Origin of the sequence: Sphingobium agri, assembly GCF_023051225.1 — a bacterium.
GTDB classification, from domain to species: domain Bacteria; phylum Pseudomonadota; class Alphaproteobacteria; order Sphingomonadales; family Sphingomonadaceae; genus Sphingobium; species Sphingobium agri.
In genome coordinates, this window is record NZ_JALKHS010000005.1 from 17034 (window position 1) to 28739 (window position 11706).

At 64.1% G+C, this 11706-nt stretch carries 10 protein-coding genes; 2 read left to right on the plus strand and 8 right to left on the minus strand.

Annotated features, from left to right (window positions below; all coding sequences use genetic code 11):
• Nucleotides 1–77: 77 nt before the first annotated feature.
• From MU848_RS02790 to MU848_RS02825, 8 genes are all read right to left on the minus strand, one after another.
• On the minus strand, nucleotides 78–911 hold the full coding sequence (locus tag MU848_RS02790; protein WP_247230127.1) for a sugar phosphate isomerase/epimerase family protein: 834 nt from the start codon (nucleotides 909–911) through the stop codon (nucleotides 78–80).
• Nucleotides 908–1948, minus strand: coding sequence for an alpha/beta fold hydrolase (locus MU848_RS02795; RefSeq protein ID WP_247230128.1), 1041 nt, complete (start codon nucleotides 1946–1948; stop codon nucleotides 908–910). The genes MU848_RS02790 and MU848_RS02795 overlap by 4 nt, the downstream gene beginning before the upstream one ends.
• Nucleotides 1945–2988 carry a phosphotransferase family protein gene (locus tag MU848_RS02800; protein WP_247230129.1) on the minus strand — a complete coding sequence of 348 codons (1044 nt, stop codon included), beginning with the start codon at nucleotides 2986–2988 and terminating at the stop codon, nucleotides 1945–1947. Before MU848_RS02800 ends, MU848_RS02795 begins: the two co-directional genes overlap by 4 nt.
• Nucleotides 2981–4183 carry an acyl-CoA dehydrogenase family protein gene (locus tag MU848_RS02805; protein ID WP_247230130.1) on the minus strand — a complete coding sequence of 401 codons (1203 nt, stop codon included), beginning with the start codon at nucleotides 4181–4183 and terminating at the stop codon, nucleotides 2981–2983. The genes MU848_RS02800 and MU848_RS02805 overlap by 8 nt, the downstream gene beginning before the upstream one ends.
• Entirely contained in the window at nucleotides 4180–6264 is a 2085-nt protein-coding gene (locus MU848_RS02810) for a 3-hydroxyacyl-CoA dehydrogenase NAD-binding domain-containing protein (protein WP_247230131.1), read from the minus strand. Before MU848_RS02810 ends, MU848_RS02805 begins: the two co-directional genes overlap by 4 nt.
• Before the next feature lie 14 nt (nucleotides 6265–6278).
• A complete protein-coding gene (locus tag MU848_RS02815) occupies nucleotides 6279–7256 on the minus strand; it encodes an NADPH:quinone oxidoreductase family protein (protein WP_247230207.1) in 978 nt (325 codons plus the stop codon).
• 133 nt (nucleotides 7257–7389) lie between these two features.
• Nucleotides 7390–8295: a LysR substrate-binding domain-containing protein gene (locus MU848_RS02820; RefSeq protein WP_247230132.1), complete on the minus strand. Its 906-nt coding sequence runs from the start codon at nucleotides 8293–8295 to the stop codon at nucleotides 7390–7392.
• A 15-nt stretch (nucleotides 8296–8310) separates the two neighbouring features.
• Nucleotides 8311–8829 (minus strand): SRPBCC domain-containing protein, encoded by a 519-nt coding sequence (locus tag MU848_RS02825; protein WP_247230133.1) that lies wholly within the window; start codon nucleotides 8827–8829, stop codon nucleotides 8311–8313.
• Nucleotides 8830–9117: 288 nt separating this feature from the next.
• Between MU848_RS02825 and MU848_RS02830 the strand changes: the two genes are divergently transcribed.
• Together MU848_RS02830 and MU848_RS02835 are read left to right on the plus strand one after the other, a co-directional pair.
• Nucleotides 9118–10710, plus strand: a complete 1593-nt coding sequence (locus MU848_RS02830) for a GMC family oxidoreductase (protein WP_247230134.1) — start codon at nucleotides 9118–9120, stop codon at nucleotides 10708–10710.
• Between the two features lie 34 nt (nucleotides 10711–10744).
• Nucleotides 10745–11689, plus strand: a complete 945-nt coding sequence (locus tag MU848_RS02835; RefSeq protein ID WP_247230135.1) for an SDR family NAD(P)-dependent oxidoreductase — start codon at nucleotides 10745–10747, stop codon at nucleotides 11687–11689.
• Nucleotides 11690–11706 lie beyond the last annotated feature (17 nt).

The following is an 11706-nucleotide window of genomic DNA, read 5'->3' on the forward strand; positions in this document are numbered from 1 at the left end:
GTGATCGGGGGCCTATTGTCGCGACGGAGCAAAATGCGTCATAAGGAGCAGATCAGGACATTGGCGCTGGCTGCCGGTCAGAAGATGCCAAACGCTTTCAGGCGGTCGAGCATTTGCGTTTCACCGGTCGCGGTCGGGTTGGCCGGTTCGAACTCAAGTTCGATCATGCCGCGATAGCCATGATCCTCTATCGCCTTCAGGATGGCGGGCCAATCCAGTTCACCGAGGCCGGGATCGACGCGATTAGGTATGTCGGCGAACTGGACAAGGCCGGTCTGCTGCGCGCAGGCGGCGAAGGATGAGGGCACATCATGGCCCATCATTGCGACATGGCCGGTGTCGAACAGCAGGCGGACCGACGGCATGGCGACGGCGCTGACCATTTCGGCCGCGTCCTCCAGCTGATCGAGCAGGAGGCCGGGGATGCGGCTGGCGGCGATGGGTTCGACGAGTAGGGTCAATCCGCTGCGGGCGGCCTGTTCGGCGTAGCGCTTCAGATTTTCCGTCATCGCACGGAGTTGCACGTCACGCGGGCGCTGATCGTCCAGGCCAGCCACGCAAACGACGCTGCCGCCGTTGAAGCGGGCGGCGATCTCGGCGCTGAGGTCCACGCTGCTGCGCAGATGTTCGAGGCCTGCTTCATCCTCGGCGCTCCAGACCGGCTGGTTCCAATATTTAAGGTCGCTGAAGCTGGAGAGGACAAGACCGCGGCTCGCCATCCGATCGGCCATCGCGACTTGCTCAGCCTCTGGCCGCAGCATCAGGAACAGGTCCTGCACGCCGCGAAAGCCATGATCGGCAAGCGCGTCGATCTGGTCGAGCGGGCTGATGGACCGGGCGAGATGCGCGAGCATCGGCTGGTCGGGCGAGCTAAGGCCCAGATGACCGCCGATGGGCCAGCGGGCGGTCATTGCGTCACCGATCGAGCGAAGTCCAGCAGCGCCTGGTTGAAGGCGGCGGGTTGTTCCTGCTGCACGAAATGGCCTGCTTCGGAGATGGCGATGATGTCGCGCAGGCCAGGGACGCGCTTGCGTAACCGCGCTTCCCAATCGGTGAAGAAGCCGAAGGACGGGTCCTTTTCGCCATAGAGGAACAGGGTGGGCGTTTCGACATCATGGTCGGCCCACTTTTTGCCGATGCGCCAGTTCACGTCGGCGGTGCGATAGCTGTTGAGGCCGCCGATGAAACGCAGCATCGGGTCGGCATCGACATATTCGCTGACGAAGCGGTCGAACTCTGCTTGGGAAAGCCAGGGCCAGGGGAGCGGAGGGGCGGGGGGCAGGACGTCTAGATAGCCGCTGCCGACTGATGAGACCGTTTTCCAACTCCACAGGTCGCCCTTTGAGGAAAGAGCGTAGAAGAGGCGGGCGAGGAATTCAGGCGCGCGGTCGGCCAGTTCGCGCTCGGCGGGGCCGACCTCCATGAAATAGTGGAAGTGGACGAAATGCTCGGCGGCCATGGCGGCGAAGCGTTCGCTGGGGAGCCGGTCCGGTGAGGACGCCTCTGGCCGGGCGGGCGCATCGGCGGGCAGGCGCGGCGCGCTACCGAGCATGGCGCGTCCGGCCATGTCATAATCATAGGGGATGGTGGCGATGAGGCCCGCCACCCGATCCGGCGCGCGCACCGCGAGGTTCCAGGCATATTGCGCGCCGAAATCCTGGCCGACAATGACCGCCTTGTCCGCTTCATAATGATCGAGCAGGGCGATGAGATAGGCCTGCATCCGGTCGGCATCATAGGCGGCGGGGTCGGTAGGACGGTCGCTGCCGCCATAGCCGAGGCTGTCGATGGCGACCGCGCGGAGGCCTGCCGCTGCGAGCGGCTCCATCTGGTGCCGCCATGACCAGGCGAGGCCGGGAAATCCGTGGATCATGAGGACGAGCGGCCCCTCCCCCTGCTCCACAGCGCGGAGCCGGTAGTCGCCTGCGTTGATAAGTTTTTCTGTCATAGATGGGCATCCTCTTCCCCGCGGGCGATGCGCCACGCGAGGCCTGCTATTTCTCCGGCACGCGCGCCGTGGATGGCGGCGGCTTCGCTCGATGCATTGCCGCTGATCGCGCGGTGATAGACGCCCTGGCGGATGGCGGCGTTGCGGAACATGGCGAAGGCAAGGGCGTAGCGCCAATGGGTGGGATCGATGGCGCCTGCGCCGCTACGCTGTGCATAGCTTTGCAGATAATCCGCTTCGGACGGGATGCCGAGCGTGGGCAAGTCTGCGTCGGACAGGCCGCGATAGCCTTCCTTGGGCACGCGCCAGGCCATGAGATGCTGGGCGAGGTCAGCGAGGGGATGGCCGAGCGTCGAGAGTTCCCAGTCGAGGACCGCGATGATGCGGGGTTCGGTGGGCGCGAAGATCATATTGTCGTTGCGATAGTCGCCATGGACGATGCGGCTTGCTTCGAGGCCGGGATCGTTGGCGGGGAGCCAGTCTATGAGGGACTCCATCGCGTCGATCTGCTGCGTCTGGGTGGCGCGATATTGCCTGGTCCAGCGGGCGACCTGACGGGCGAAGTAATTGCCCGGCTTGCCATAGTCCGAGAGGCCGACCCCAGCGGGGTTTATCGCGTGCAGCGCGGCGAGGACCCGGTTCATTTCGTCATAGATGGCGGCGCGATCTGCCGGCGTGAGGTCGGGCAGGCGCGCGTCCCAGAAATTGCGGCCCTGCGCATAGGCCATGATGAAGAAAGGCGTGCCGACGATGCTGGCATCTTCGCACAGGGCGAGTGGGCGGGCGACTGGGACGGCACTGTCCTTAAGCGCATCCGTGACGCGATATTCGCGCTCGATCGCGTGGGCGGAGGGGAGCAGCACGCCATCGGGCTTGCGGCGCAGGACAAAGCGGGGCCGCCCGTCCACCGACAGCAAATAGGTGGGGTTGGACTGGCCGCCCGCGAATTTCTCTGCGCTGATTTCCCCCTCCGCGCCCGGCACATGGGTTTGAAGCCATGGGCCGAGGCGGTTGGTGTCGAGCGTGCGGACGTCAGTCATATTTGGCGAGTTCGAGGCGGCCGAGCTGGTGACGGTGCACCTCGTCGGGGCCATCGGCGAACCGGATCTTGCGGGCGTGAGCATAGTAGCTGGCAAGGAAGAAATCCTGGCTGATGCCCGCCGCGCCATGCGCCTGCATCGCCCAGTCGATGACCTGACAGGCCATGTTGGGAGCCGCGACCTTGATCATGGCGATGTCCGCCTTCGCCACCTTGTTGCCGACCGTGTCCATGCGGTGCGCGGCATGCAGCGTCAGCAGCCGCGCCTGATCGATCATGATGCGGCTGTTGGCGATGCGTTCGATGATGACCCCCTGTTCGGCGAGCGGCTTGCCAAAGGCGACGCGGCTCTTCACGCGGCGGCACATGGCTTCGAGCGCGCGCTCCGCCATGCCGATCATGCGCATGCAGTGATGGATGCGGCCGGGGCCGAGGCGGGCCTGCGCGATTTCGAAACCGCGTCCTTCGCCCAGCAGCATGTTGGACGCGGGCACGCGGACATTTTCGAAGAGGATTTCCATATGGCCGTGCGGTGCGTCGTCATAGCCAAGCACGGTCATGGGACGCAGCACGGTGATGCCCGGCGTGTCGCGCGACACCAGGATCATCGATTGCTGCTTGTGCTTGGGCGCAGTCGGATCGGTCTTGCCCATGAAGATCATGAGCGCGCAGTCCGCCTCGCCCATGCCCGAAATCCACCATTTGCGGCCGTTGATGACATAGTCATCGCCGTCGCGGACGATCGAGCTTTCGATATTGGTTGCGTCGGACGAAGCCACTTGCGGTTCGGTCATGGCGAAGGCGGAGCGCATTTCGCCCGCCAGCATGGGTTTGAGCCAACGTTCCTTATGCTCGTCCGTGCCGAAGCGTTCGAGCGTCTCCATGTTGCCGGTGTCGGGCGCGGCGCAGTTGAAGACGGCGGGGCACCAGTGAACGCGGCCCATTTCCTCGCAGAGCGGCGCATATTCGAGGTTAGTGAGCCCCGCGCCATGGGTGCTTTCGGGGAGGAACAGGTTCCAGAGACCCGCGTCCTTCGCCAGCGGCTTGAGGTCATCAACCAGTGTGACATGCGCCCAGCGGTCGCCGGCCGCGACCTCTTCATAATAGCGCTTTTCATTGGGATAGATGTGCGCGTCCATGAAGGCGCGGAGGCGGGCGAGCAGGTCGGCGGTCTTCGCATTGGGTTCGTAGCTCATGCGTAGAAGCCCCTGCCCTCACGTGCATATTGCTCAAGAAGCGGCGCGGGCGTCCAATAGGCGTCGCCCTGTTCGGCGCGGAATTTCTCGATGGTGGCAAGCACCTTATCGAGGCCGATCTGATCGGCCCAATGCATGGGGCCGCCGGTGTAGCTGGGCCAGCCGAGGCCGTTCACCAGCGCCACGTCGATCTCATGCGGGCGCGGCACGATGCCTTCGCTGAGCAGCTTCGCGCCTTCATTTACCATCGCGTAGAGCAGGCGTTCGCGGATTTCATCCTCGCCAATGTCGCGCAGGGTCAGGCCGTGGCGCTGGGCATGGGCGGCGATCATTTCGTCGGTCAGCGGGTTGGCGCTGGCCTTGCGGTTCTCGTCATAGCTGTACCAGCCGGAGCCGGTCTTTTGCCCCAGCCGTCCGGCGGCGACCATCTGTTCCGGGAAGTCGGCGCGCAATTCGCGTTCCGTCGCGCTGGCAGCGCGGGCCTTGCGGGCGGCGGCCTGCACGTCGAGACCGGCGAGGTCACCAAGCGCGAACGGCCCCATGGGGAAGCCGTAGGACAGCAGCACCTTGTCGATCGCGGCGGGCTTTGCGCCCTCCTCCACTAAGAAGAAGCCCTCGCGGGAGCGCTTGGAGAGCATGCGGTTGACGATGAAGCCATCGCACACGCCCGACAGGACCGGCAGCTTGCCGATGCGCTTGCCCAGCGCCATGATCGTCGCGACCACTTCGGGATCGGTCTTTGCGGCGCGGACATTTTCCAGCAGGCGCATGACATGGGCGGGATTGAAGAAGTGCATGCCGCACACATCTTCCGGCCGTCCGGATGCCGCCGCCAGCGTGTCGATGTTGAGGAAGCTGGTGTTGGAGGCGAGGATGGTTCCGGCAGGCGTCACCTCGCCGAGCTTGGCGAAGACGGCCTTTTTGATGTCCAGATCTTCGGTCACTGCCTCGATCACCAATTGCGTCGGCGACAGGTCGCGAGGGTCGTCGCTGGTGGTGATGAGCGCGAGGCGCTTGTCCATCGTCTCCTGCGACATGCTGCCTTTGGCGACGGAAGATGACCACATCTTGGTGATGGCCTTCATCGCGGCGTCGATGTTCGGTTGATCAAGGCCCACGGCGATGACGGGGATGCCGACGCTGACGACCGCCATGACAATGCCGCGTCCCATGACGCCAAGGCCGATGACGCCGATGCGCTCGATGTTGCGGGTCTGGGTATCGGGTGCGAGGCCGGGGATGCGCGCGACTTCGCGTTCGGCGGCGAACAGGTGGCGAAGCGCCTTTGACTGCGACCCGTTCATGCATTCGCGAAAGATCGCGAGTTCCTGTTTGACCGCCTCATCAAAGGGCAGTTCATAACCGAGGCGCATGGCTTCCAACGCGCGCAGGGGTGCGGTTTGGCCGCGCATCTTCTTGGCGACGGTTTTGCGCGCTTCTTCGAACAGCGTCGGATTATCGGCAGGCATGGGCAGGGTGGAGGAGCTGCGCGGCCCCTTCCCTTCTGCCACCAGCTTTTCCGCGAAGCTGCGTGCTTTGGTCGCAAGGTCGCTGCCCGTCGCGACCGCATCGATAAGGTTGGACTTCAGCGCTTCGTCCGTGCCGATCTGATTGCCTTCCGTCACCAGCTTGATTGCGGTGGCGAGGCCAGCGAGACGTGGCGTGCGCTGGGTGCCGCCGCCACCGGGCATGAGGCCGAGCTTCACTTCAGGAAAGCCGAATTTCGTGCCCGGCGCGGCGATGCGATAGTGGCAGGCGAGAGCGACTTCGAGGCCGCCTCCCAGCACCGTGCCATGGACGGCGGCGATGATCGGCTTGGTCGAATGGTCCATCATTTCCATGACCAGCGGCAGGCCGGGATCAGCCATGGGCTTGCCGAATTCCTTGATATCCGCGCCAGCGATGAAGGTCTTGCCTTCGCAACGGATGACAAGCGCCTGGAGGGCGGGATCGGATTCCAGCTGGCGAATGGCTTCGGAAAGCCCCTGCCGCACGCTGGCGGAGGTGGCGTTGACCGGCGGATTATCGATCACCGCTTCGGCGATCGCGCCATGGATGTGGAAGCTGACTGTTTCGGACATGAAGGATTTCCTGTTCAGGACGCAGGCTGGAGGGTCAGGAGCACCTTGCCCTTCACCTTGCGCTTTTCGAGATGTTGGAGCGCGGCCACTGCGTCAGGCAGGGCAAAGCGCGTGTCGATGACGGGTTTGAGCGAGCCGTCCGCCAGCCAGGCGAGCAGCTGGCGCATGTTTCCGCCCTGCGCGACCGGATCGGCGCGGACGCTGTTGCCCCAAAGGACGCCAACCGCTGACGCGCTTTTGAGCAGCAAAAGGTTGGCGGGGATGGAGGGGATGTCGCCACCGGCAAAACCGACGACGAGCAGACGGCCGCCCCAAGCGAGGCTTTTCACCGCTGTCAGGTTCATGGGGCCGCCCACAGGATCATAGGCGACATCGACGCCCTTTCCGTCGGTCAGCTGCTTGATGCGTTCGCGCAGATCCTCCTGCGCATAGTCGATCAGTTCGTCTGCCCCCTGAGCCTTGGCGAGCGCGAGCTTTTCCGCGCTGGACGCAGCAGCGATCACGCGCGCGCCCATATGCTTGCCAAGTTCCACGGCAGTAAGGCCAACGCCACCGCCCGCACCGAGCACGAGCAGCGTTTCGCCGGGCTTCAACTGCGCGCGGTCCTTCAGCGCATGATAGGAGGTGCCGTAGGTGATGGAGATGCCCGCGGCGACCTCCAGATCGACGCCATCGGGCACCGGCCAGACCTGCGTCGCGGGCACGCGCACCTGCTCGGCAAAGGCGCCGCTGCCGGTGAAGGCAATGACGCGGTCCCCGATAGTGACACCCGTTACGTCGGGTCCAACGGCGGCGATGCGCCCCGCTGCTTCACTGCCGGGAACGAACGGCAGGGCTGGCTTTGTCTGATATTTGCCCTGCACGATCAGCACGTCGGGATAATTCACTCCGGCGGCTGCCACGTCGATCACCACTTCCCCCGGCCCTGCTTGTGGCTCGGGGAAATCGCCATGGTGCAACTCTTCGACCGGCGCGAATGCGCTGCAGATCATGGCTTTCACATCACTCTCCTTGAACACACCTACCGGGCATGCATGACCTGATTAGGCCTTTGGAGGCGATGCTACCATTTCGTATTTCCGACGCATGACATCAGAAAAACTGATGGATAGCCGGCGCAAGAAGCTATTTTCCTGATCCGCCAATTTGCTTGCCCCATTGCCGGGCGAATTCGTGAAAGGCGCGGCAGGCCTGGGGCTGCTGGGTGTCGCGGCGGCTGACCAGGCTTACGATGCGAGTGAAGTGCAGTTCCGGCACGGCCAGTTCGACCAGCTCGCCGCGCGCCAGTTCATCCGCGACGGTCAGGCTGGATAGGCAAGCGAGTACGGCTCCATCGCGGACGATGCGCTTGATCGCCTCCACGCTTTCGCCTTCGAACATGATGTTGAGCGAGTTCATGGATTTGAGCGTTTCGACCGTGAAGGAGATGCGTTCGCTCGACAGAGTTTTTTCCAGCGCCCATGGCTGGTCGCCAAGGTCCGCGAGCGGCACCGCCTTACGTCCGGCGAGGGGATGGTCCGGCGCGGCGCACACGACCAGCCGATCGCGCAGCCATGGCTCGGCCTCCAGATAGCTGCTGTTGACCGGTGCACCGACGAAGCCGACGTCCAGCGCCATGTTGCGCACGCCCTCCATCACCTCATGGGATGGCATGATGCGCATTTCCACCCGGACGCCGGAGTGCAGGCGCATGAAGGCGGCGCAGAGGCCGGGCAGCACATAGTCGCCGACGGGAACCGCCGCCCCTATGCGCAGCCGCCCGCGCACTTCTTCAGGCAGGGAAAGGGATTCAAGGTCCGCGACCTGCACCAATATGCCGCGCGCCATTTCAAGGATTGGGCGGCCCCGGTCAGTCAGCAGCATGCGGCGGCCCGACCGGGCGAACAGCTGCACGCCCAGATGGGTTTCAAGGTCCTTGAGCGACATGCTCGCCGCCGAGGGGCTCAAGCCGATCTCGTCAGCCGCGCCCGCCACGCTGCCGGTGCGGGCGACGGCTTCAAATACCGCGATCTGGCGTAATGTTACCCTCACTTGCCGTGGCGGCGATCAGCTGATCTCGCCCCGGTGCATGGCTTCGGCACGGGCTTTCAAAGCCTTCGCCGTGTCGTTGAAGGCGCGCGTCACCCAGGGTCCGCAGAAGCGCATGACGTGGATGCCGTTGGGGCCGGTAAAGGCGTCAGTCGATTGGTAGCGGCACTTTTCGGGCCCAAGTTCCTCGATGATCTGATCGCGGCGAGCGGGATAGGGCCATGCTTCATTGTCGGGCAACTCCCAGGACAGAAGACGGCCGGGTTCGAAGGCGCAGACATATTCGCAGTTAGGCGCGAGCGAACCGGGATTGGCGTAGTTGTTGAGCCGCATATAGACCGGCGCACCCATTTCCAGCGTCGATTCCGCCCAGACGCAGAAGGGGTTCCATTCCCCATAGCGGGGCATGTCGGTCAGGATTTTCCAAACGACCATCGCAGGCGCGTCGATTTCGACGAGGTCGGACGCAACCAGCGTTTCGGGATCATAGACTTTGAACGGATCGAAACGATCAGCAGTCAGGGTTTGCGTGGACATCCTCTTCTCCTCGATAAGGGCGAACCGGCAGGCGTGCCGCCTCTGTTTGGCAACGCGAATATCGCAGGTTCCGCTACGTGTCGCGCTTGTTTGCGTAGACAATAACAGGGAGCTTCTGCCGGTCAATGGCGGCGCGCGGGGTAAATCCGGCTTGACCTGCGTATCATATTGACCAATTCAGCGCGCAACACGTCATCCGCGATCCAGCCTGCACCGGTACTTCTGCCGAGTCCCGGCGCCGTAGCATCGTAGAAGATAATGGACGTTGGAATTCGCGCGGGAGAGATCATGGCCGACAGTTACGACTTCATCATCGCTGGCGGCGGATCGGCAGGATGCGTGCTCGCTGGGCGCCTGTCTGAAGATCCGCGTAATCGCGTGCTGCTGCTGGAGGCGGGCGGCAGGGACAACAGCGTCTTCATCCACGCGCCGGGCGGACTGTTGCCCATCATGTATCGCGGCATGTTCCAGTGGATGCATGTCAGCGTGCCGCAGGCCAATGCAGGCGGGCGGCAGATGTATACGCCGCGCGGCAAGGTGCTGGGCGGTTCCTCCTCCATCAACGGCATGGTTTATGACCGGGGCGCGGCGGCGGACTATGATGGCTGGCGTCAGTTGGGGAATGAAGGGTGGAGCTATGACGATGTGCTGCCCTATTTCAAGAAGCTGGAGGATTTTCAGCCGGGCGGCGAAGAAGGCTATCATGGCCAGGGCGGGCCGGTGCTGGTCACGCGGCCCGGCATCAACAATCCGCTGGCCAAGGCGTTTCGCGATGCTGCAGTCGCGGCGGGCATTCCCTATAATGACGATCCCAGCGGGTCGCAGCGCGAGGGCGTGGTGCCCGCCGATGTCACTGCGTCGGCCGGACGGCGCTGGAGCGCGGCGCGCGCCTATCTGACGCCTGCGCGCAGGCGGCCCAACCTGCGCGTGATCACGGGCGCGAATGTGGAGCGGGTGATCGTCAAGAACGGCCGCGCGACTGGCGTTGCGTGGCGGCGCGAGGGGCAGCTGGAAGAGGCGAATGCGACGCGCGAGGTGGTCCTGTCGGCAGGCTCCATCCATTCGCCCTGGATCCTGATGCTGTCGGGGATTGGACCAGCGGACCATCTGCGCCAGACCGGGGTGCCGGTGGCGCATGACCTGCCCGGCGTCGGCCAGAATTACCGCGACCATGTGGCGGTCAGCGTGAAGCAATATTGCACGCAGCCCGTGTCGCTCTTCAACGTTTTCCATCCGGTCGTGGCGGCCAAGGCGGTCGCCAACTTCCTGCTGTTCCGCAAGGGGCCGCTGGCCAGCCCTCCGGCGGAGATCGGCGCCTATCTCAAGACCATGCCGGGCGCGGAATATCCCGATGTGAAGGTGCATTTCGCCATGGCGCTCTACGAAGCGATGGGGCGCAAGCTGATCATGGAACATGGCTATTTCGCGCATATCGACCTGCTGAACCCGGAGAGCGTGGGCGAGATCAAGCTGACCGGTCCCGACGCATCCGCGCCGCTGTCGATTGATCCCAACATACTTTCGACCCCCAATGACATGGCGATAGGCCGCGCAGCGATCCGGGCGGTGCGCAACATCTTCGCGCAGGCTCCCTTTGATCCCTTCCGGGGTGAGGAGCTGGCGCCCGGCGCGAGCATCCAGTCGGATGACGAGCTGGACGCCTATCTGCGCGAGACGGCGATTTCCGATATTCACGCGGTGGGCACCTGCCGCATGGGGCATGACCCGATGGCGGTGGTCGATCCGCAGTTGCGAGTGCGCGGCATCGCCGGCCTTCGGGTGGTCGATGCATCCGTCATGCCCCGCGTGCCGGGGGGCAACACCAACGTCCCCACGATGATGGTGGCCGAAAAGGCGGCGGACATGATCTTGAAAGCCTGACGCTGTTGCGATCGGGAACATAAAGGAGAGGCCAATGTCTGAACTGCGTTTCGACGATAAGGTGGCGATCGTCACGGGTGCGGGAGGCGGGTTGGGCAAAGCCTATGCTGCCCTGCTCGCTGCCCGTGGAGCCAAGGTGCTGGTCAACGACCTGGGCGGCAATTTCCAGGGTGAGGGCAAGGATCAGGGCTATGCGGACGCAGCAGCCCGGGAAATCCGCGATGCTGGCGGGATTGCAGAGGCCAATGGCGACAGCGTCGCGACATCGGCTGGCGCGCAGGCGATCGTGCAGGACGCGCTGACGCGATGGGGCCGCGTCGACATTCTGGTCAATAACGCTGGCATCGTCAGCGCGTCAGGCACATTGTCCAACGTCACAGACGAGCAGTGGGACAAGGACATGGCGGTGTCGGCAAGCGGCACCTTTTACCTGTGCCGCGCGGTCTGGGACGGCATGCTGGAGCGGGATTTCGGGCGGATCGTCAACATCTCGTCAGGCTCCTGGTTCGGCATGGGGAGCGCGGTGCCCTATCCCGCCGCCAAGGGCGCGGTATGGGCCATGACGCGCGGGCTGGCCGCGGCGACCCAGGCGCAGGGCAAAGATGTCAAGATCAACGCGATCATGCCGATCGCGGGCAGCCGGATGACGCAGCTGATGGGCCCTGAGATACATGGCCTGATGGAGCGCGACTTCCCCGCGCGCGCGGTTGCGCCGGTGGTGGCGATGCTGGCGCATGACAGCGCGCCCTGCAATGGCGAGATGTTCACCGCAGGCGGCGGCGGCTATACGCGGGTGTTCGCAGGCGTCACGCGGGGCTACCGCGCCACGGACAAGGACTGGACCCCTGAAACGGCGCTTGCACAATTTGACGCAGTGATGGACACGAACGGCTTCCACATCCCCGCAGGATCGATGGATGAAGCCGCCCTCTATACCTCGGACGTGCCCTGGGACGCGTTCAAGGCCTATATTCAGTAGTTTGATCAGCAAGAAAG

What these genes read in the sequence shown, in the direction of transcription:
- MU848_RS02835 (WP_247230135.1), top strand. Translation starts at nt 10,745, where the DNA reads ATGTCTGAACTGCGTTTCGACGATAAGGTGGCGATCGTCACGGGTGCG.
- MU848_RS02825 (WP_247230133.1), bottom strand. Translation starts at nt 8,829, where the DNA reads ATGTCCACGCAAACCCTGACTGCTGATCGTTTCGATCCGTTCAAAGTC.
- MU848_RS02790 (WP_247230127.1), bottom strand. Translation starts at nt 911, where the DNA reads ATGACCGCCCGCTGGCCCATCGGCGGTCATCTGGGCCTTAGCTCGCCC.
- MU848_RS02815 (WP_247230207.1), bottom strand. Translation starts at nt 7,256, where the DNA reads ATGATCTGCAGCGCATTCGCGCCGGTCGAAGAGTTGCACCATGGCGAT.
- MU848_RS02795 (WP_247230128.1), bottom strand. Translation starts at nt 1,948, where the DNA reads ATGACAGAAAAACTTATCAACGCAGGCGACTACCGGCTCCGCGCTGTG.
- MU848_RS02810 (WP_247230131.1), bottom strand. Translation starts at nt 6,264, where the DNA reads ATGTCCGAAACAGTCAGCTTCCACATCCATGGCGCGATCGCCGAAGCG.
- MU848_RS02800 (WP_247230129.1), bottom strand. Translation starts at nt 2,988, where the DNA reads ATGACTGACGTCCGCACGCTCGACACCAACCGCCTCGGCCCATGGCTT.
- MU848_RS02805 (WP_247230130.1), bottom strand. Translation starts at nt 4,183, where the DNA reads ATGAGCTACGAACCCAATGCGAAGACCGCCGACCTGCTCGCCCGCCTC.
- MU848_RS02830 (WP_247230134.1), top strand. Translation starts at nt 9,118, where the DNA reads ATGGCCGACAGTTACGACTTCATCATCGCTGGCGGCGGATCGGCAGGA.